General features: G+C 65.7%; 21 protein-coding genes and 2 tRNA genes. 20 read left to right on the top strand and 3 right to left on the bottom strand.

Annotated features, from left to right (window positions below; all coding sequences use genetic code 11):
- Window positions 1–476 precede the first annotated feature (476 nt).
- From QQG74_RS28245 to QQG74_RS28190, 12 genes are all read left to right on the top strand, one after another.
- Window positions 477–1,343: a GntR family transcriptional regulator gene (locus tag QQG74_RS28245; RefSeq protein WP_341717687.1), complete on the top strand. Its 867-nt coding sequence runs from the start codon at window positions 477–479 to the stop codon at window positions 1,341–1,343.
- Window positions 1,340–2,056, top strand: a complete 717-nt coding sequence (locus tag QQG74_RS28240) for an HAD family phosphatase (protein ID WP_341717686.1) — start codon at window positions 1,340–1,342, stop codon at window positions 2,054–2,056. The genes QQG74_RS28245 and QQG74_RS28240 overlap by 4 nt, the downstream gene beginning before the upstream one ends.
- Before the next feature lie 247 nt (window positions 2,057–2,303).
- Complete coding sequence (locus QQG74_RS28235; protein WP_341717685.1) at window positions 2,304–3,539, top strand: DNA cytosine methyltransferase; 1,236 nt, start codon at window positions 2,304–2,306, stop codon at window positions 3,537–3,539.
- Window positions 3,540–3,581: 42 nt separating this feature from the next.
- A complete protein-coding gene (locus tag QQG74_RS28230) occupies window positions 3,582–4,487 on the top strand; it encodes a XamI family restriction endonuclease (protein WP_341717684.1) in 906 nt (301 codons plus the stop codon).
- A 641-nt stretch (window positions 4,488–5,128) separates the two neighbouring features.
- Window positions 5,129–5,947 (top strand): hypothetical protein, encoded by an 819-nt coding sequence (locus tag QQG74_RS28225; RefSeq protein WP_341717683.1) that lies wholly within the window; start codon window positions 5,129–5,131, stop codon window positions 5,945–5,947.
- A gap of 11 nt (window positions 5,948–5,958) precedes the next feature.
- Window positions 5,959–6,099, top strand: coding sequence for a hypothetical protein (locus tag QQG74_RS28220; RefSeq protein WP_341717682.1), 141 nt, complete (start codon window positions 5,959–5,961; stop codon window positions 6,097–6,099).
- A 385-nt stretch (window positions 6,100–6,484) separates the two neighbouring features.
- Window positions 6,485–7,492, top strand: coding sequence for a hypothetical protein (locus tag QQG74_RS28215; RefSeq protein ID WP_341717681.1), 1,008 nt, complete (start codon window positions 6,485–6,487; stop codon window positions 7,490–7,492).
- Window positions 7,493–7,554: 62 nt separating this feature from the next.
- On the top strand, window positions 7,555–8,469 hold the full coding sequence (locus tag QQG74_RS28210) for a hypothetical protein (RefSeq protein WP_341717680.1): 915 nt from the start codon (window positions 7,555–7,557) through the stop codon (window positions 8,467–8,469).
- Window positions 8,470–8,628: 159 nt separating this feature from the next.
- Window positions 8,629–9,201 (top strand): hypothetical protein, encoded by a 573-nt coding sequence (locus tag QQG74_RS28205; protein WP_341717679.1) that lies wholly within the window; start codon window positions 8,629–8,631, stop codon window positions 9,199–9,201.
- 77 nt (window positions 9,202–9,278) lie between these two features.
- Window positions 9,279–9,590: a transposase gene (locus tag QQG74_RS28200; RefSeq protein WP_341716540.1), complete on the top strand. Its 312-nt coding sequence runs from the start codon at window positions 9,279–9,281 to the stop codon at window positions 9,588–9,590.
- Window positions 9,587–10,534 (top strand): IS3 family transposase, encoded by a 948-nt coding sequence (locus tag QQG74_RS28195; protein WP_341717678.1) that lies wholly within the window; start codon window positions 9,587–9,589, stop codon window positions 10,532–10,534. Before QQG74_RS28200 ends, QQG74_RS28195 begins: the two co-directional genes overlap by 4 nt.
- 299 nt (window positions 10,535–10,833) lie before the next feature.
- A complete protein-coding gene (locus tag QQG74_RS28190; protein WP_341717677.1) occupies window positions 10,834–11,673 on the top strand; it encodes a hypothetical protein in 840 nt (279 codons plus the stop codon).
- A 78-nt stretch (window positions 11,674–11,751) separates the two neighbouring features.
- Here the strand turns inward: QQG74_RS28190 and QQG74_RS28185 are convergent, their stop codons facing one another.
- The gene (locus QQG74_RS28185; protein WP_341717676.1) at window positions 11,752–12,582 is read right to left on the bottom strand and encodes a protein phosphatase 2C domain-containing protein; all 831 of its coding nucleotides are present in this window, start codon (window positions 12,580–12,582) and stop codon (window positions 11,752–11,754) included.
- Window positions 12,558–13,400, bottom strand: coding sequence for a hypothetical protein (locus QQG74_RS28180; protein ID WP_341717675.1), 843 nt, complete (start codon window positions 13,398–13,400; stop codon window positions 12,558–12,560). Before QQG74_RS28180 ends, QQG74_RS28185 begins: the two co-directional genes overlap by 25 nt.
- Window positions 13,401–13,713: 313 nt before the next feature.
- On the opposite strand from QQG74_RS28180, the gene QQG74_RS28175 reads away from it, so the two are divergent.
- Together QQG74_RS28175 and QQG74_RS28170 are read left to right on the top strand one after the other, a co-directional pair.
- Window positions 13,714–14,082: a hypothetical protein gene (locus QQG74_RS28175; RefSeq protein WP_341717674.1), complete on the top strand. Its 369-nt coding sequence runs from the start codon at window positions 13,714–13,716 to the stop codon at window positions 14,080–14,082.
- Window positions 14,069–14,416 (top strand): hypothetical protein, encoded by a 348-nt coding sequence (locus tag QQG74_RS28170; protein ID WP_341717673.1) that lies wholly within the window; start codon window positions 14,069–14,071, stop codon window positions 14,414–14,416. Before QQG74_RS28175 ends, QQG74_RS28170 begins: the two co-directional genes overlap by 14 nt.
- 9 nt (window positions 14,417–14,425) lie before the next feature.
- On the opposite strand, the gene QQG74_RS28165 is transcribed toward QQG74_RS28170, so the two are convergent.
- Window positions 14,426–14,704 carry a hypothetical protein gene (locus QQG74_RS28165; protein WP_341717672.1) on the bottom strand — a complete coding sequence of 93 codons (279 nt, stop codon included), beginning with the start codon at window positions 14,702–14,704 and terminating at the stop codon, window positions 14,426–14,428.
- Between the two features lie 417 nt (window positions 14,705–15,121).
- Here QQG74_RS28165 and QQG74_RS28160 point away from each other — a divergent pair, with 417 nt between their 5' ends.
- The 6 genes from QQG74_RS28160 (at window position 15,122) to QQG74_RS28135 (ending at window position 18,970) form a co-directional block, all read left to right on the top strand.
- On the top strand, window positions 15,122–15,256 hold the full coding sequence (locus tag QQG74_RS28160; RefSeq protein ID WP_341717671.1) for a hypothetical protein: 135 nt from the start codon (window positions 15,122–15,124) through the stop codon (window positions 15,254–15,256).
- Window positions 15,257–15,302: 46 nt separating this feature from the next.
- Window positions 15,303–17,834 (top strand): bifunctional diguanylate cyclase/phosphodiesterase, encoded by a 2,532-nt coding sequence (locus tag QQG74_RS28155; protein WP_341717670.1) that lies wholly within the window; start codon window positions 15,303–15,305, stop codon window positions 17,832–17,834.
- Window positions 17,835–17,926: 92 nt separating this feature from the next.
- A tRNA-Thr gene (locus QQG74_RS28150) sits at window positions 17,927–17,999 on the top strand.
- Between the two features lie 25 nt (window positions 18,000–18,024).
- Window positions 18,025–18,097, top strand: a tRNA-Met gene (locus tag QQG74_RS28145).
- 128 nt (window positions 18,098–18,225) lie between these two features.
- On the top strand, window positions 18,226–18,393 hold the full coding sequence (gene rpmG / locus QQG74_RS28140; protein WP_341717669.1) for a 50S ribosomal protein L33: 168 nt from the start codon (window positions 18,226–18,228) through the stop codon (window positions 18,391–18,393).
- 130 nt (window positions 18,394–18,523) lie between these two features.
- Window positions 18,524–18,970, top strand: a complete 447-nt coding sequence (locus QQG74_RS28135) for a MaoC family dehydratase N-terminal domain-containing protein (protein ID WP_341717668.1) — start codon at window positions 18,524–18,526, stop codon at window positions 18,968–18,970.

Below are 18,970 nucleotides of genomic sequence, written 5' to 3'. Positions count from 1 at the left end.
AGCGGGGGAATCCTCGGAGCCGGGTGGTGACGCAAGGCCGCCGGCGGGGTTGCGTCAGCAGTCCGTGACGCAAGCCGCCAGGCGGGAATACGTCTCGTCGATGGGCATCCGTCACCGGTCGCCGCGGTGAATGCGTCACCCACCCCCGGCTCCGAGGTCGTACAGCGCGGACGCCTTCCTTGCCTGACACCTGCTCGCCCCGGCTCTGCACCGGGGGTCGGCCACCATGTGACTCAAGGCGGGGGTCTACCGAGGACGGCTCGTCCGCGCATTCCGTCGCTGTGTAGTTCTGAATGAACGACCACACGAACGGCCCGTGGGCGCGCAGCGCAGTCGCTGCCTTCCCCGGCTTCCGCTCGGCTTGTCGTACCTGGCTAGCCAGGTTCAACGGGACGAACGTAAGCCGGCTTGGCTAGTCAGGTCAAGGGGTTGCGGCGCACTTTCCTAACTTGGCTAGTCAGCGCTACCGTGAGCGGGTGAGTGACAACCTCGACTTCCTCGGCGAGCTAGATCCCGACGACCCCAAACAGGCCTCGCAGCAGATCGCGAACAAGCTGCGGGCGGCCATCCTCACGCGTCGACTCGCACCCGGTGACAAGCTGCCGTCGCAGCCCGACCTAGCCGCCCGCTACGGCGTGGCGCGGGAAACGGTCAAGCGAGCCTTGGACCTGCTCCGGGCAGAGCGGCTGATCGTGTCCCGGCAGGGCAGCGGGGCGTTCGTCCGCGCGCAGACGCAGCGGGCCGTGGAGCTGCGGCCACACATCGAAGCCTCATTCGAGAGGCCGCACGTCACTATCGACTTCGCCGGATTCTCCGGCGAGACGCTGCGAGATGCGCTCGCCGAGGCACTCGACAAGGTGCGAGTTGGCAGGCTCGCGCCGGAGACAATCGCGGTGCGGGTCCTGATCTCCGACATGACGGCGCCCATGGCCCTGCCGGCTCGGGCCGAGACTCAGGCGGATGATCCGGCGGTGCGAGAGCGGGCCGAGCGCATCACGCGCCGGGCGGCTGACGGGATCATCGACCAGGTAGCCGAACTGGGCGACCTCGGTCTGATCCGCTCGACCACCGTAGAGGTGCGGATGCATAGGGCGTCGCCCCTGTTCAAGCTCTACATCCTCAACGGCGAAGAGGTCTTCTACGGCTTTTATCCGGTCGTTGAGCGCACCGTTTCGATTAAGGGTGAGCCCATGGCGATCTACGATCTAATGGGCAAGGACGTGCCGCTGTTCCACTACGCCGTGACCGATGACGACACGTCTCACGGCACGCAGTTCGTAGAGGCGTCCCGCCAGTGGTTCGACTCGGTGTGGTCGACCATCGCCTACCGGTATGACGGATGAGCGCCGACCTGGGCCACCTGTTTGGCGAGATCGGCGCGGTGCTGCTCGACTTCGACGGACCGGTGTGCAGCATCTTCGCCGGGTATCCCGCGCCGCAGGTCGCGGCCGAACTGGTGGACGTACTGCGGCGGCGCGGGGTCGACGTGCCACCGGACCTCGCCAGCGAGCCGGACCCGCTCGAAGTGCTACGCCGCACGGGCGCGGCCGGCGACCACGGCGTCACGCGGGCGGTAGAGGATGTGCTCTGCGAGGCCGAGCGCCGAGCCGTCGAGACTGCGGTGCCGACACCGTACGGCCGGGAGGTCATCGTGGCGGCCCGGCAGGCCGGGATGCCGGTGGCGGCAGTGAGTAACAACTCGGCCGGCGCGGTGACCGCCTACCTCGCGGCGCACCGGCTCGCCGAGCACGTCTCGCCGGTCATCGGCCGGGCGTACGCCGAGCCGGGCCGCATGAAACCCAACCCGGAACCGATCCTGCAAGCCGTGCGCTCCGTCGGCGAGCCGGCGGGGCGGTGTGTGCTGATCGGTGACTCGATCTCGGATATCGAGGGAGCGCGGGCCGCCGGGGTCGCGGTGATCGGCTACGCGAATCGACCCGCGAAGGTCGACGCCTTCCGGCTCGCCGGGGCGGATGCGGTGGTCACCAGCATGAGCGAGATAGCCGCAGCGTTGATCGACCGGGGGAGCGGCGGGGCCGACGGTGGGTTGGTCTGACCGGATGGCCGTTGGCGGGATCGGCGCGTCTGGCGTGCGGATGGGCAAACGTGATACAAGATCTCTCCATGCGCGTCAAGACAGTCCGGCGATCCCGTCGGCCGCAGTGGAGAGGCGAACGAGAGGCCATCTTGATTCGCCTACCGAAGCAGCAGGCGGAGCGACTCAAGGCTGAGGCGCAACGTCGCGGGGCTTCCGTCTCTGATCTTGCAGGCGGTCTGATCTTGGCGGGGATGAATGAGGAGGGGTGGCCAGCGTGACGAAGCCTCGACGGCGGCCCTCCGTGGTCAGTCTCTTCAGCGGAGCCGGAGGGCTCGACATCGGGCTGGAGCGAGCCGGTTGGGATGTTGTGACAGCGACGGATCTGTCCAAACCCAGCATGGAAACGCTCAGGCGCAGCCAAGCGGCACAGGTACCGATTCGTGGGCGGCGTAGCGGCACCCACCTCGACGGAACGCGGCTGATCGAGGCGGACGTGCAGGACCTCAAGGCCTCTGACTTGCGACCGCCACGAGCCGCGAGTGGATGGCGACCGGACCTCCTTGCTGGTGGACCGCCGTGCCAACCGTGGTCATCAGCCGGGCACCAGAAAGGCTTGAGTGACCCTCGTGGAAAGCTGATCGAGCACATGCTGCGGCTGATCGAAGAGTCGCAACCGCGTTTCGTCCTCTTCGAGAACGTGCGCGGCTTGGTCACAGCAGTTGGGGCAACCCAGACGCCGGGTGAGGTGCTCCGAAGCATTCAAGAGGACTTGGCAGGGATGGGTTACGCGAGCCGCATCGCGACTCTGAATGCTGCTGACTACGGGGCAGCTCAGCGTCGCGTACGCCTTCTGCTGATGGCGACGAGCGACCACGCGCTTCCCGTGTTTCCCGAGCCCACCCACGATAAGGCTGCCAAGGATGGGCGTAAGCCATGGGTGACGCTGGGTGAACTGCTCGCCAGTCTCCCCAAGCCCGATGCGAAGGATGTTGTTCGGCCAACAGGAGAGAGGGCTGAACTGCTCCGCGCTCTGAGCCCGGGAACGGGACTCAAGACGGGAGGGCGGGTGATGAACAACCGGCCCAGCGGGCAATGGGGCTACAGGCAGGACAGCTTCCTTGCCGATCTGGCGCTGCCCTCAAGGACAATCCGTGCAGCAAGCACGCCCGACTGGCTGCGGCTGCCAAGCGAGGATGATCTACGTCGGCTCACATGGGCAGAATGTGCGGCGTTGCAGGGCTTTCCGCGCGGCTGGCAGTTCGCGGGCACCCGTGCGTCCGTCTTCCAGCAGATCGGCAATGCGGTCCAGGTCGACATGGCCGAGGCCCTTGGCGAGGCGCTCCTTGCATCGTTCCGCGCCGGCCCTGTCAGTGAGCCCCCGGTGACGCCGCCTTGGCCGCCTGAGCTTGTGAAGCGAGTGAAGTACACGGAGGCGGAGCATCGGGTCAATGGCGTACTGCGGGTCAGAGTGCGAGCAAAGGCGGTAGACACGCCGGGCTGAACCGGGGCATCGGCGAATGACTGTCGACGGCAGACTGCCCCCATGCCCCTCGCGTTCTATCAGCCTCCAAGTTGGACAGAAGAGGCCCTGAAGGCTGCTCGCGACCATGCTGAGAGCCTCTTCACCGCCCACCGCCGGGAGGAAGGGCCACGGTCCTTCGCCCGCATGTATGACAGCCTGAGGCCTCAGGTTGAGCAGCTCTTTGCCGCGTCCAAAGACCTGCTCGACCTGACAGGGGAGGTCTTCATCGCCGACCCGTCCGCCTGGCAGGCAGGCCGTTACGTGTGCGGACCACCGATCAGCCAAGAAGACCTGTGGACCTTGGTGGGATCCTCGAAGTTTCGAAAAGTTCCCCCAGGGCTTGCCGAGGCGACTGCGGATGCCATCCGCGTCGTCATCGACCCCGTCCGGTTCCCGTGGGTCGAGCAGAGGCGCTACCCGCGCGACGACGAGAGGGAGGCCGCCATCCTGGCGACCTCTGTGCTGTGGGCAGCGCAGCAACTCGCCACCGAGCGGAGAGGTGAGGCATCCACTCGCCAGGAAGCACTGACGGGTGAAACCCTCAGTCGAGCCGGGTTGGTGCTCGACCCCTCCCGCTCTCCCATTCACTTCTTCGACGACATGCAGCGTGGCACCTACAGCCGTGAGCGACACATCGCGGGCGCCAAGTGCGACGTACCCATTCGGTTGCCGGACGGCCGGCTCCTGGCACTTGAGTGCAAAGTCTCGAACGGCCCCAAGAACGGCTGGAAACGGGTGAACCGCGAGGTGGTCGGCAAGGCGGAGGCTTGGCGGTCCCACTTCGGAGTTCAGCTCATAACGGGGGTTGTGCTGGCGGGAGTCTTTGACATGTCTTGCCTACGGACTGCACAGCAGGCGGGCGTGATCTTGTTCTGGGAACACGACCTCACGCCGCTGCATGAGTTCGTGTCAGGCACGAACGGCTGAACCGGGCCGCAGGGGTGGGGGGTGCACCCCTGGTGTGCCGGTGTTCTGCGATGGTCGGTGGACACGAGGTGTGGGCCGGCGGGGCGTCATGCGGGGGGCGGTGACGCGGCCATCGGCCGGTCGCAGGGCAACGAAGTGGCTCGCCGCAGTGGCAGTGACGCAAGGCCGCCGGCTGCGGCGTGCGTCAGGCGGCGGGTGACGGAAGCCACCAGGCGGGAAACGTCAACTCGCCCCAGGGGGCTTCCGCCGACCGCCGCGGTGGATGCGTCACGGCTAGGTGGGCTTCCGCCGCGCCCCTTTCTGGCGGCGCCCGTTTGCCTTGAGGGCTGGGGCGCCGGAGCGAGAGTGAAGCGAGCGTAGGATGAAAAGGGCGGACAGGTGTGAAGCGGACTGCCCACCGCCGAAAACTGAGGTGGTGCCAGTGCTGCGCTCAGATGCTCTGAGTCGTCCGCCCCGGCGTCCGTGCGCTGCCCGCTGGGTCTTGTCTCCGCCTGTCTTGGTCCTCGGCATGGTCCTCGGCACTTGGTACTCGGCATAGGGATATTGGCATTGGTAATCGGCATAGCACCCGCTGCGGCGTGCCGCTTGCTGACACCTCGTCCGCTGGATTTTCACTGGGCTGTACGGCGAGGATTGCCGGCATGTCGAAGCAAACAACGCGCGGCTCGCTCAGCGCGAAACCACTGGATGTCACCGGCGGTGAAACCCGAGCAGAGTTGATCAAAAGGGCCAAAAGGTCGGCAGTCCCCCTGCGGAGGGCGTTCGTCCAGCTAGCGCAGGACAAGCCAATGCGCCACGGCGTGCTCGCTTCGTTCGTGCAGAAGGGTGACCTTCGCGCGCTGCGCGCCTACCTGATGGTGCTGGCTGCAAGCAGCGGGCAGGACGAGCGCGGCAAGACCACCGAACTGGATAGCCTGGTTTGGGGAAGGCTGTTCGATGCCGATCAGTACACCGCAGACGACGCAGGCACTCGGACTGCGGCGTGGCGGACCCTGATCCGGCTGCAGAAGAAGCAGCTGATCTCCTGCGCTCGGACCCCGGGGAGCCGGAAGATCAAGGTAACCCTGCTCCGTGAGGACGGATCTGGGCAGCCGTACACTCGGCCGGGTCTGAATAACAATGACGCCTACCTCCAGATCCCCACCGCCTTCTGGTTAAGGGGATTCGATGGGAAGGTGTCGATGCCCGGCCTCGCCATGCTGCTGGCCATCTGCAACGAGCGGAACTGGGCTGCGTTCCCGGCGGAGCGGATGCCTGAGGATCGGTGGTACGGCTGGTCGGCCGACACGACCGAGCGCGGGTTGAAGGAGTTGCTCAAGCTGGGCCTGATCGAGCGGCGGGAGCGTTACAAGCGGGCGCCGTTGACGCCAGCCGGCTCAACCATGTTCTACCAATACCGCCCGACGCGAGTCATGCGCGCAGCGAGCAAGCCGCGAGCCGCTGCGGCGGCGACCGAATGAGCCAGCAAGAGATGAACCAGGACCGAGAGCCGGTGCTGCGGGTGCAGGTCAGCATGCCGCGCTGGCTGTTCTGGATGCTGGTCGGAGTAGCGCTGGGAAACATCAACGACGTCGATGCAATGCTCAGTGTGCTGAGCCGACTGTTGACGTGATTTTGAAGGACGGCTGTGGGGCACCCCGCTTGGAGTGCCCCACAGAGAAACTACTGTAGCGCCGACGCAGCGTTGTCCCGGCTGGCCTACTTCATTCCCGCTAATGCCGCCTGGATGCGTCGGCGTGCGGCTTCCTCTTGGCCGTAGACGCACTTCGCGTAGACCCCCATGAGGACGTGCACGCTGTGCCCGGCCCACTCGGCGACCTAGGTAGCCGCCATCCCTGCCAGGACCGGTCTAGACGGTGGCGCCAACCTGTCGCCTTGGGGGCAGCGCCGTGCGAGCTCCGTCCTCTATGGTGCGAGGGGCTCAGGTTCAGTGAGGGAAGCAGCTCGGTGAGAGCGGTTCTGCTCGCGGCTCTCGTATTCAAGGAGCGATTCGACGTATGGCGTACTGGTGGTCAGACGATCCCACGCAGCGTTATTGGGTCGAGATCAGGAAGCGGCCCGGCATAGGTACACAACTCTGGGCGCCGACTCGGGACGAAGACGGCGGAGTGGATGGTTGGTATAACCTCGTAAGCTCGGTGGCTGCGGGAGACACTATCTACCATTGGAATGCCGTCGAGAGTCGTTTCGTCGGCAGGAGCTTTGCCGCACTGGACGCACGAATTGATGCGCAGAATGACGCTTTTGTAGTCGACCTAACAAATTTCACGCCGCTTCGGGCTGACCTGTCGCTCGAATTTCTCCGCTCGCGCGCCGATCGGCTTTATGTGCTGCGAGACGAGCTTCGAAATTTGTTCGGCGATCCGCTCTACCTGCCTTGGCAGTTCAAGGAGGACCGTTCTAAGTTCAGCTCTATGTCAAACTACTTTGCCAAATTACCCAAGCAGGCGGTCCCTATACTCTTTGGCAAAGACGGCCTAGGGGGCGGCCAAGTGGAGAGCGCGCCGACAGCGGACGTTCCCGCAGCTAATTCCGTACCCCTGGACAGCCCGCAAGCTGACCAAGGATGGGCCTTCCTAGACCCATTTAAGCCGAAGGCGGATGCTGACTACTTTTCCAAGATGGTCGGCGGTTCTGCCAGGAGGGGCCGCAGGCATGAGACGCTTGTGAACGCTTGTGCGAAGTGGCTGGCGGATAATGGATTCGTTCCGGGGCGGAACGCTGCCATCGATCTGGGGGTGGCCGAACTCGGTGTCATCATCGAGGCGAAGGTTGTGCAGAAGTCTTGGGCAAAGGCGATACGCGAGGCGGTAGGGCAACTGTACGAATATCGCTACTTCCGTGTGGCCGATCCGGAATCCAGTCTGATTTTCATGGCCGATCGTCCTGTCCCTCAGATGTGGACCGACTACCTGGAGAAGGACCGAGGGATCGGGGCAATGTGGCCGGACGGTGATGGCTTCGCCATGTCTAAGATCGCGGCGCGGGCTTTGACTATGCATTGACGAGCCGAAAGGGCGGAAGGCGGTCAAGCGTTGAAGAACTTGAGGAAGATTGGAAATGGGGCGTGACGCTTCTTACGGAGATAATTGACGGCGCCAGTGGGGAAGCGTCCGTGGCGAGACTGCTTCGGCAGCTAAAGGTCGTGGCCGCCAGGACGGGAACTGGTCGGCTGGCCGAATGGGTTGACCACGAGCTCTCCGGATACCCGGATTCGGCGCCATTGCCCGACTATAGAGGTCCCTTTAGGCCGCCGATTCTTGGGCACTTCATTGGTCCGTTCAATACCGAAGCTCGGAATATGCCAATTCCGGAGATCTCATTTCCGGAAGATATGAGGAAATCCGCCCTTTTCGAGGTCGGCTTCACCCAGCCAGTTGCGGAGCTGGAGGAATTGGCTTCGAAGGAATCGGTGAACATGGGGTGGTCGGCGGATGCGGTCGAATACTATAACTGGGGTGTGGCGCAAGGAAAGATCCGGCGAATCATGCATCCGGGCATGGGATTGGTTAACGCATCGCGTCCCTTCCCGCGTCAGATATTCGTCGGCATCCTTGATGCTGTCCGGAACAGAGTTCTCGATTTGGCTCTTGAGCTGGAAAGAGTGGCGCCAGAGGCCGGGCAGCCTGACGCTCACCAAGACTCCAGGGATCGCGCTGCTCAGGTGATGAACACATACAACTTTTACGGCTCATCCAACAACGTTGCTATTGAAAGCTCGTCGTTTAGTCAAGTGGTGAACGTTACGCCGGGCGACGAGCCATCTCTGGTTCGGGCTCTCGAAGCGGCTGGTGTTTCCGAGGCCAGCATCCAAGAGCTCCGCACAGCGCTGGAGGAAGATCGTAGGGAGGCGGGTGGTGATCACCCTCGTGAGCCCGGTGCCAGAGTGCGGGGATGGCTAGCACGGACCACGACCCAGGTGGGCGTCGGTGCTGCTGGCGGCCTCATCACCGAGGCCGTGAAGGCATTCCTAGGTAGTTAGAGGAAGGATGGTCGTCATGCCTCGCACGCTGACCGGTGAGCCAGTCGAGGCAGCGGCGGTCAGCCGCGAGGCGACTGAGCTCCTGTTGAAGGCAGCCGGCGTTGTCCAGCGCGCTGCCGCTCGCGCATCCGGTAGCTAAGCGCTCGTACTCTCGCTCTCATGCCATGGCAGACCCTGCTCCCCGTCATCACCCTCGCTCTGGGTGCAATCCTTCAGTACCTCGGTCAGTGGGGTGCCGATGCCAGACAGCGCCGGGCTGCCCAAGAAGCACGCGACGCCGACCGTGACCGGGCGCGTCAGGAACGCCGGGAGACGTTTGAGCTCGATCACCTATTGCGGCTCAACGAGGCGCTATTGCGGTACGGCCGGGCGGCGGGCCGGGTGCACTTCCACGACGCGATGGTGGCCAAGCAGAGTGGTGAGTATGCGAGCCATCAGCTGCCGGAGGAGCTGAATGGCGAGCTGTACAACGCTGGCCGCGAGGTGCTGAGCCTGATGCACCTGGTGCTCGACGACAACCTGCGGGCGACGGTGGAGACGGTTCACCGCTCCTACGGCCGGATGACCAACCTCATGCGAACCACGGTTGAGGAGGCCGACGCGGCGATGGTGGCTGCCGCTGATGCGCAGGACGCGGCAATGCGGGGCATCGGCGCGAGGGTGCGGCAGATCTACCTCGACCAGGCGCAGGTTGCGGAGGATCGGCGGACTGTCGACCGCCAGGGGGGCTGACATCGAGCCCAGCTGAGGTTCCCCCGGTAGCTCGGAGGCTTTCGATCATGCTCTGATGGAGCTGAAGGGAGTCATCCGTGGCAGCACCGAAGAAGTACCCCGATGAGCTGCGTGAACGTGCGGTGCGCTTGTATCGGGAGTCGGACCCGAAGCCCGTGATCCGCCAGCTGGCCCGCCAGCTTGGGGTGCATCACGAGGCGTTGCGGAACTGGATCCGCCAGGACGAAGCCGACCGTGGGCAGCGTGACGACCGGCCCACGACCTCCGACTTGGAGGAGCTGCGCCGCCTGCGGCGGGAGAACGCCGAGCTGAAGCGCGCCAACGAGATACTGAAGGCCGCGTCGGCTTTTTTCGCCTCGGAACTCGACCCAACCCGGCGACGGTCGTGACGCTCGTCGGCGAGCTGCGCGATCGCTTCGGGGTCGAGCCCGTCCTCCGGGTCCTGGGCGTAGCCGTCTCCACCTACTACGGCTGGCTCGCCCAAGCCGCGAATCCGTCCGCTCGGCGCCGCGAGGACGCGGAACTGGCGGTCGAGATCGCCGAGATCCACGAGGTCTCCGGCGCCACCTACGGCAGTCCGCGGGTGCACGCCATGCTGCGCCGCCAAGGCCGCCAGGTGGGCCGCAAGCGGGTCGAGCGGTTGATGCGTACCGCCGGACTGCAAGGGGCGTTCCTGCGCAAGAAGTGGCGCATCCCCTCGACCCGGTCGAACCCAAAGGCGACACCGGCACCGGATTTGGTCAACCGGCAGTTCACCGCTGCGGCACCGAACCGGCTGTGGGTCGCCGACGCCACCCGCATCCCCTGCGGCGAGGGCGTGTTCTGGCTCGCCGCCGTGCGGGATGTCTTCTCCAACCGCATCGTGGGCTGGCGGTGTTCCGACCGCTGCGACACCGACCTGATCCTCGGCGCCCTCGAATACGGCATCTGGTCGCGTGACGTCCGCGACGGGCAACTGATCCACCACTCGGACAGGGGCTCGAACTACACGTCGTTCCGCTTCGCGCAACGCCTGGCTGACAACGGAATCTTGCCCTCGATGGGGTCGGTCGGCGACAGCTTCGACAACGCCCTGATGGAGAACTTCTGGTCGACGTTGAAGATCGAGTTGGTCTACCGCAACTCGTGGCGGACCCGCGACGAGGCGGAGAACGCGATCTTCAGCTACATCGACGGGTGGTACAACACCCGGCGCATCCAGAAAGACCTCGGCTGGCGATCCCCAGACGAGTACGAAGCCGCCTGGCACACCCGCCCGCAAGGCCCCGACGGTCACCAGGCCCAGCAGGACGAGGCAACTATCGTTCAGCCTGAGCCCACCGGCGCCAGGTAACCAACCCTCCGGCCAACCGGGGGAACCTCACAGCAGCGAGCAGGACGCTGCCCGCTCCGGTCAACTGGCGCCCCGTGTCATATCTGTGTCACGGGCTTGAACTGGGTGCATGTTTGCGCTGGTCAGGGGCTGGCGAGTGGCGCACTGTAAATCCGTCGCGAAAGCTACAGAGGTTCGAATCCTCTACCCGCCACCAGGGAACAGACCCCTGACCTGCGAAGACGCAAGTCAGGGGTCTGTTTTGCTTCCTGGCAGGTTGTCCACCAAGCGACCTTCGAACGGGCAGTAGGGGGCACGACGTGAGCGAGCCGACGCCGCCGGACGGGGCGGTAGCCAATTTCCCGACGAAGCCCTGCTTCGTCATCGCACCCATTGGTCCTGCCGGCGGGGAGATACGACGTCGGAGTAATCAGATCATGAAGTATCTAATTCGTCCGGTGCTGGGTAGGCATGGTTACGTGGCCGTCCGAGGCGATGAGATGGATCAAGGCGGCTTGATCACCAGCCACATTCTGACTCGAATTGCGAACGATCCGCTTGTGATCGCCGACCTAACGGACGCCAACCCCAACGTCTACTACGAACTGGCAGTGCGCCATGTGCTGCGGAAGCCATTTATTCAACTAATTGATTCCGCCCAGCGTCTGCCGTTCGACATTGCAGGTCTACGAACGATCCACGTCGACCATCGCGACTTGGACAGTGTAGAGGATGCGAAGGCGGCACTCTCGCGGGCGATTGAGAGTATTCACAAGGGTGAGCCGATCGAGACACCTATGTCCTTTGCAATCGAGTTGCAGGATCTGCGGACATCCGCTAACCCGGAGGAGCAGGGGCTTGCGCAAATATTGGAAGCCGTAAAACGAATTCAGCGAGACGTTCAGGTCAGCCGGACACGCGGCGCATCTGTTGAGGATTTCATGTCCCTTCGGTTGTTCGTTGAAAGGCTTGCGCAGGAAGGTCGCCTGACAGACGATGACATCGCCACTCTGGTCACTAGAACGACTGCCGGCCCTTTTGACGATTGGGCTAATTCACTCCCGATAAAGAGTGGGGCCTTCGAGGATCCATGGGCGAATACGCCCCCGCCCTCACCTCCGTCGGTTTCATCGAACTTCGATGAGGAGCCGCCGTTCTAGGCTAGGTGAGCGGTACGGTGGGGGTCGAGAAGGGGCAAGTTCCGAGCCCCGAGCACACCTGCATTCTAGCCCTCGGCCTCAACCGTGGTGGTGCTCGACGACTGCCAGCGTCTTGTCGTCGTGGCGCTTGGTGCGTGGCCACCGGATGCCGTCGGGGTCTTCGGCCTCAGCGTCGTGGACCAGATTTACAAGTCCAGCAGGATCGGCCATTGCGATCTCAACGGCCGATCTCCAGTCCGATGGCCGGCGGTAGCGACTTACGCCAACTGATACCCCGTCGGTCATCATCACCGTGGCGGCCACATCCTCAAGCTGCCATCGGCCGCTCACGGCCTGGGCTGCCGCTTCGGGCACCGCCTCGGCTATCCAATAGCCACCTGGCCGGTTGCGGTGGCTGCGCTCAGCATCAACGAGGGTTTGCCAGCGGTCGCGGTCGTCGAATCCGAACCCGTAGCCTGCCTGCCGCTTCAGTTGTTGACGCTGGTGGCTGGCGATTTGGTGTAGCCGGTCATCCCGTACCTGGTGTAACCCACCGTCACGATCCAGCAGGACGACGGGACTGTCACCAAGGACCAGAATGTCGACCACCTCATCGTTCCACCGGGCGATGCTGACAGTGGTCGAGGGAGCCGCGCCAGGTTTCAGGTCGTGTCGCTTGGCAACGGCTGCGATGGCGTCGGCGAGGATTTGACGTAGGTCATCGTGGGAATGGCTGAGTCGTTCGGCGACGTCCCGCCCGAGTGTGTCGGCCAGCCATCCTCCGTTGCGCTCGCCGGCTTCTGGCTGCGATGCGCCGTCGAGCACCACGACCGCGTTGGCGATGACGAAGACGCGATCCTCGCTGGGGCGGTCCGGACGAGGACGCTCTGCCGTTCGGATGGTGGCTAGCGGTGCGTTCGTGGCGGGCACAGGAGTTCGCTCCTTGTCACCGATTCGCCGTCATGATCGCTGGTAACGACCATCGAGAACGGACGTGTGCCGACCTGCTGGTAGAGGCCGGGGAGGTTGTGGGCCAGGTAGTCGACGGCGCCGACGGAGCCGAGCGCGTGGATACCTGCGATCACAAGCAGGTTCTGGTTGCAGGCTGGCAGTGGGAGTCGAGCGACGTACGCCACGTCAGACCATCGCTGCGCATCCTCGTCATCCATGGGGGACTCGTAAACCCGACTGCCGTCCCGCTCGCGGATCGTCCAGTTCCCTGACTCGTCCGGCTCGAACGCGAGGTAGGGGTCCCTGCTGATGGCCTCGGCAGTGATGGGCGATGACTTCGGACCGCAGATGGCGATGGCATCGGTCTTCGGTTGCCAGCGACCGTCTGGCGGGATGCGGAAGTGTTCCACCTGGAAGGACAGCTCGCTGAGTAGCTTGGCGAGCCGCTCGGCTGCCCGAGCATCCTCGGACGAGATGACCGGAAGTGCGCGGCCGGAGACCTCTCGCAATGGCACCGCGACGGTCACCGGGCCTACGCCGAAGAAGGCTCGCTCTGCGGGCGGTGCGGTCTGGCGTATCTGCGTGATCCGGCCACGGGTGAGCCCCAACTCGGCTGCGATGGCGCTGTAGGAGAGGTTCCGCTCGGATGCTGCGCGGTTGATCGCCTCCTTACGGAGTCGCGCGAGTTCTACCGATCGCTGCTGGTAGAGGGCGATGAGTTCGCTGGCGAGCTTCGCCTGGCGCAGCGGGTCAGTCTCGCCGCGCACGCGCTCGAATTGATCAACGGGCTGAGTCACTCATCAAAGTTTAGACCCCCTTGACAGGGCTCTTGCCACTGTTAATCTGCTTATACCCCCTAAACAGCACATCGCATTCCCTGATCTCACCACGTTTAGGGGCCTAAGCGCAGTGGTTGGCCTGGCTATCCGCTCTCCCTGTGGGACGGGTGCTGCCGGGCCCTCGGTCGGGCCGGCGACCGCAGTGCCCCTGATTGGTTGCCGGCTCTCCTACCTGTGGAGGTGTGATGCCTGACCCTAAGCGTCGAAGTTTCGCCACCTGTCCTCAGCGGCCCCACCGATCAGTGATCGGCGGCGTAAGGAGGTGGTTGCGGTGAGCCGACCAAGCCAACTGGCCAGGGTTCCGGTGCATCCGGACTGGTGTGTGTTGGATCGGTGTGGGCAGCTGGTGCCGCCGGTGCTGGCGCACCTGGAGCGGCGGCATCGAGGCGTACTGCTGAAGGTTGGTGCGGTGCGACCGTCCGGGGCGGTGGTGTCGTACCTGATCGGGGCCGATGGGCAGACGCCGAGCGTGCGGGTGCACGCGTCCTGCCGGGCCGGTACCGCCTGGGCCGAGTTGTCGTTGCCGCAGGCCGGGCAGTTGGTCGAGCAGCTGCGGTCGTTGCTGGCGCAGGCCGACGGCCAGGAAGCCAGCGTTCAGAACGCCGACGGTGAGGAGGGTGGTGAACATGGGGGCAGCTGACCGGCCGGCCGGCGCGCGGCGGGCGACGGTGGCGGCGGCGGACGTGGCGTGTCCGGACTGGTGTCGGGGCTGTGGCCCGAACGATCCGATGCACCGAGGGCTGCTCGCCACGGTCGGCACCGAGCGTAGCGGCTGGGTGAGTGTGCAACTGCTGCTGGATCGGTTCCGCCGCCGCGACGCGGTCGTCCGGGTCGACGCGAGTCGGTCCGGGGCGACGGAGTCGGTGCTGCTCTCGCGGGTGCAGCTCGATCGGCTCATCTACGAGCTGACCTACGTGCGGTGGCGGGTGATGACCAAGGGGCTGCCGCTGGAGGACCGCTACGACCCCGACTGAGCAGCTTGCCTACTTTACTGTCCGCATCGGCTGGTCGGTGAGAACGGTGTAGCTGAGGACAACCAGGAAGGTTAGGCCGACTGCGGCGAAGGCCGTGCCGATCACCCGTCCCAGCAGGACGAAGCGCGCCAGGTGTTGAACTGGTCGACGCCGTGACAGGTTCGTGGTGGCCATCGAGCGGCGTACGTGCCATTCGGTCACCCCGCGGACGTTGAGGGCCAGCGCCGCACCGACAAGTGTCATGGCCAGGCTCGCGATGCCACTCGCCAGGAAACGCCAGGTTTCCATCGGTCCTCCCTGCGGTCACCCGATGTTGCCGATCAAATTGGACAACCTCAGGAGGTGGGTGGGGCGGCGGAGCGGTTCTCCAGACCCGGGGTGATCGAGCAGACCACCCGGTCGAGGGCGAAGACCAGCACCGGGTCGAAAAAAGTCAGCACGATGCTGGACGCGGTGTCGGATGGTCGATGACCTGGTCCGCTAGATCCGGATATGGAGAGTATTGAGTGGTTGGCGTCTTCTTCCGACAATGCCCGTCGACTGCCCCTCCTGGCATGCCCGGACGTACATCTGTCGGCTACGGTCGGGCCACGGCGGACGACGACCGGTCCGACATCGGTCCCGTGAACTTTCCACCGGCTCAGCGGCTGTGGCACTATCGGGAGAACCTCCATCACGGTTGCGATCACCCCATCAGGAGCACAGATGTCTGCTCAACGTCTGGGCCGGCTGCTCGGCTCCCTCACGCTCATTCTTGGCCTGCTGTTCGCCTCCGGCGCGGCTGCTGAGCTCGAAGTGCGGACCTCCGGCATCGACTGGGCCTCGTCCACGCTGCCCTGACCGGTTGCTCCCGCTCGGCCATCAGACATAACCGACGAGGGGAGCCATGACGTCTCGTCCTCGCTCCGCCCGCCGACGAACCGAATACGCCTGGCTCATCACGGGCCCGCTGGCGCTCTGCGCGGTGCTTGTCTGCCTGCTGCTCGGCGTCACGGTCGACCCTTCGCTTGGGGAGCTGCCGCTCACTCTGCTGCTCACCGTGGCGATGGTCGTCGCCGCCATGCCGACCATCAACGTGGTGATCCGACGGCAGGCGTTCCTGGTTTCGCCGACCGAGATTCCGCTCGTCGTCGCGTTGTTCGTGCTGCCACCGCTGTCGGTGGTGCTGGCGTACACCGTCGCCAACCTGGTGATCCAGCTGCGCCGCAAGGTGTTGCCGGTGAAGCTCTGGTTCAACGTGGCCGGTGCGGCGGCGGCGACCGCTCTGGCCACGGCGGCTTATACCGTCATGCCGAAGTCCGGGAATGTCGGACCGGGCACCTGGGCGGTCCTGCTCGCCGCCATCGGCATCCACACCGTGGTCCAGCTTGCGGCGATGGTCGGGGTCTTCACCGTGGTGCAGAGCTGGCAGGCCGGCCGGGAGCTGATCCGGGCCGCCGGTCCGCCGATGCTGCTCGGGGTCATGATCAACCTCTCCATCGGACTGTTGATCATCATCGCCTGGCGGAGCACCCCGTGGGCCATCCTGATCTTCGCCGGGCTGGCCATGGCGTTCGCGCTGGTCTACCACTCCTACACGCAGTTCCTCCGGCAGCACCGGACCCTCTCCGAGATGTACGAGCTGACCAAGGCGATCACCGAGAGCGGGTCGGACGGAAACCTCATCGACGCGTTGCTGGTCCGGATCCGCAGCCTGATGCAGGCGGAGTCCGCCACCCTCTGGTTGCCCGCGCAGGGCCGTCACCCGGAGGTGCTGCTGACCGCCCAGGAGGGTAAGCCCGGGTTGCTGGACTCCACACCGAGCCCGGCGGCGCTGCGCGAGGCGGTACTGGCCCGCCAGGAGACGGTGGCGGTGAGCCACCGGCTCGGCGCCGACCCGGAGCTACGCGAGGCGTTGCGGCCGACCAGGGTCAAGGACGTGATCGTCGTGCCGCTGCGCTCGGGCAAGGCGGTCATCGGCACCCTGGAGGTGGCCAACCGGCTCGGCGACATCAACTTCTTCCGCGCCGAGGACGTCACCGTCTTCGAGACCGTGGCGGCGCACGCCGCGGTGGCGCTGGAGAACTCCCGCCTGGTCGACCGGCTGCGACACGACGCCTACCACGACGGCCTGACCAAGCTGCCCAACCGTCGCCGGATCCTCGGCGCGCTTGCCGAGGCGGTCCGGATCCGTGCGCCGGGCGAGGTGGTCGCGCTGCTGCTCTTCGACGTCGACCGGCTGCGGCAGGTCAACGAGTCCCTCGGCCATGCGGCGGGGGACAAGGTGCTGATCGAGGTCGCCGACCGGCTGCGTGGCTGCGCACCGTCGGCCGCGCTGGTCGGCCGGGTGGGCGGCGACGAGTTCCTGGTGACGCTGCGCCTGGAGAGCGCCGAGGCGGCGGTGGAGCTGGCCAGCCAGTTGCGGGAACAGATCCGGGACGAGATGGTCTTCGACGCGCTCACCCTGGACGTGGACACCGCCGTAGGGATCGTCGTACATCCGGATCACGGCAGCGATCCGGCGACCCTGCTGCAACGGGTGGACGTGGCGGCGATGGCGGCCAAGGCGGTCCCGGGAAGCGTGCAGCTCTACACGCCCGCCCTGGAATCGCGGGCGCTGCACCGGCTCGGCCTCGCCGGCGACCTGCGCAGCGCGCTCGACAGCGGCGAGCTGGAGATCTACTACCAACCCAAGGTGACGCTGCGGGGCCGCCGGCTGGTCGGGGTGGAGTGCCTGGCCCGCTGGGAGCACCCGACGCACGGCACGATCGCCCCGGCGGACTTCGTCCCGGTGGCCGAGCACACCGGCCAGCTCGGCCGGCTCACCGAGTTCGTGCTCCGGGAAGGGCTGCGGCACAGTCGCGACTGGGCGCTCGGCGGCCACCCGCTCGCCGTCGCGGTCAACCTCTCCGCGCGTACGCTCATCGACCCCGGCTTTCCCGAGCAGGTACGCGAGCTGCTGGAAGAGTACGGCGTTCCGGCGCAGCTGCTGACGCTGGAGATCACCGAGGCCGGGGTGCTGGACGGCACCGACCGGCTGATCCCGACCCTGCGTCGCCTGCGGGACCTCGGCGTACGGCTCTCCGTTGACGACTTCGGCACCGGCAACTCCTCCCTGGCCCACCTGCGTCGGTTGCCGGTCAACGAGGTCAAGGTGGACCGGTCGTTCGTGCAGGGCATGGCGACCGACCCGGGCGACCTGGCGATCGTCAACGCCGTGGTCACCCTCTCCCAGCAGTTCGGCCTGACCGTGGTGGCCGAGGGGGTGGAGAGCGAGCTGACCCTGGAGCTGCTCCAGGACATCGGCTGCGAGATCGGGCAGGGATTCCTGTTCAGCCGCCCGCTGCCGTACGAGCGGCTGGAGGCCTGGTTCGGCGCCCAGGTCGACCCCGATTCGATCTCCAACAACGAGCTGCCGCGCCTCCGTGTGGTGCCCTGAACAGGGCGTACGCGCAGTCGGGGGATCCGATTTCACCGGCGCGGCGGGGCCGTGTACTCTTACCTCTGCGCGGCCACCGAGTGATCGCGCAGGCCCCCTTAGCTCAGTCGGCAGAGCGTCTCCATGGTAAGGAGAAGGTCTACGGTTCGATTCCGTAAGGGGGCTCAGAGGGTCCGGCTGGGCCCACCACGGCGGTGTAGCTCAGATGGCAGAGCAAGCGGCTCATAATCGCTGTGTCGCCGGTTCAAGTCCGGCCACCGCTACTCTCGGCCGCCGGGGTTTCCGGTGGTTGTAGGACGGGCGCCAGGGGCGCCCGCTTTGCGTGTCCGCCCAGGCGGCGCGTAGGCTGTAGCGCTGTAGTTGTATCCGTTAGCGAGGAAGGCACTCCGCCGTGGCGAAGGCGACCGATGTCCGGCCGAAGATCACTTTGGCGTGTGTGGAGTGCAAGGAGCGCAACTACATCACGCGCAAGAACCGCCGCAACGACCCGGACCGCATTGAGATGAAGAAGTTCTGCCCCCGGGACGGGCGGCACACGGTTCACCGCGAGACGCGCTGACCCGTCCGGGCCCAACAACCGGCCCGGTTTCACACGTACCACGATCGCCGGTCCATGGTCGGCGCGACCCGTCGGGTCTGCGCGCTGACCGCTTGGATCGGCGATCGTGCTTTGCGTGTAGGTTCGCGGCATGTCCCTGGACCACTCCTTCGTCGGCCGGAGCTACCCGCCGACCGCGCCCTACCAGGTGGGCCGCGAGAAGATCCGCGAGTTCGCTGCGGCGATCGGTGCCACCGACCCCGCCCACCACGACCCGGAGGCGGCCCGTGCGCTGGGTCACCCGGACGTGGTCGCGCCGCCGACCTTTCCCATGGTGCTCACCATGGCCGCCAGCCGCCAGGTGATCGAGGACCCGGCCCTCGGCGTCGACTACAGCCGGGTCGTCCACGGCGACCAGCGGTTCGCGTACACCCGTCCGGTGGTGGCCGGCGACGAGCTGGTCTGCGTCAACACCGTGGAGGACGTGACCAGCCGCGGCGGTCACGATTTCCTGACCACCCGGACCGACGTCAACACCACCACCGGCGAGCTGGTGGTCACGGTCTGGTCCAAGCTCGTCGTACGCGGGGAGGCCTGA

This window comes from Micromonospora sp. FIMYZ51, from assembly GCF_038246755.1.
Classification (GTDB): domain Bacteria; phylum Actinomycetota; class Actinomycetes; order Mycobacteriales; family Micromonosporaceae; genus Micromonospora.
This window is presented reverse-complemented; position numbering and strand designations above follow the sequence as displayed.

Excerpts from the sequence above, each read along its gene's own strand:
- QQG74_RS28240 (WP_341717686.1), top strand. The coding sequence starts at position 1,340 with ATGAGCGCCGACCTGGGCCACCTGTTTGGCGAGATCGGCGCGGTGCTG.
- QQG74_RS28230 (WP_341717684.1), top strand. The coding sequence starts at position 3,582 with ATGCCCCTCGCGTTCTATCAGCCTCCAAGTTGGACAGAAGAGGCCCTG.
- QQG74_RS28225 (WP_341717683.1), top strand. The coding sequence starts at position 5,129 with ATGTCGAAGCAAACAACGCGCGGCTCGCTCAGCGCGAAACCACTGGAT.
- QQG74_RS28220 (WP_341717682.1), top strand. The coding sequence starts at position 5,959 with ATGAACCAGGACCGAGAGCCGGTGCTGCGGGTGCAGGTCAGCATGCCG.
- QQG74_RS28215 (WP_341717681.1), top strand. The coding sequence starts at position 6,485 with ATGGCGTACTGGTGGTCAGACGATCCCACGCAGCGTTATTGGGTCGAG.
- QQG74_RS28205 (WP_341717679.1), top strand. The coding sequence starts at position 8,629 with ATGCCATGGCAGACCCTGCTCCCCGTCATCACCCTCGCTCTGGGTGCA.
- QQG74_RS28170 (WP_341717673.1), top strand. The coding sequence starts at position 14,069 with ATGGGGGCAGCTGACCGGCCGGCCGGCGCGCGGCGGGCGACGGTGGCG.
- QQG74_RS28165 (WP_341717672.1), bottom strand. The coding sequence starts at position 14,704 with ATGGAAACCTGGCGTTTCCTGGCGAGTGGCATCGCGAGCCTGGCCATG.
- QQG74_RS28160 (WP_341717671.1), top strand. The coding sequence starts at position 15,122 with ATGTCTGCTCAACGTCTGGGCCGGCTGCTCGGCTCCCTCACGCTCATT.
- QQG74_RS28155 (WP_341717670.1), top strand. The coding sequence starts at position 15,303 with ATGACGTCTCGTCCTCGCTCCGCCCGCCGACGAACCGAATACGCCTGG.
- QQG74_RS28135 (WP_341717668.1), top strand. The coding sequence starts at position 18,524 with ATGTCCCTGGACCACTCCTTCGTCGGCCGGAGCTACCCGCCGACCGCG.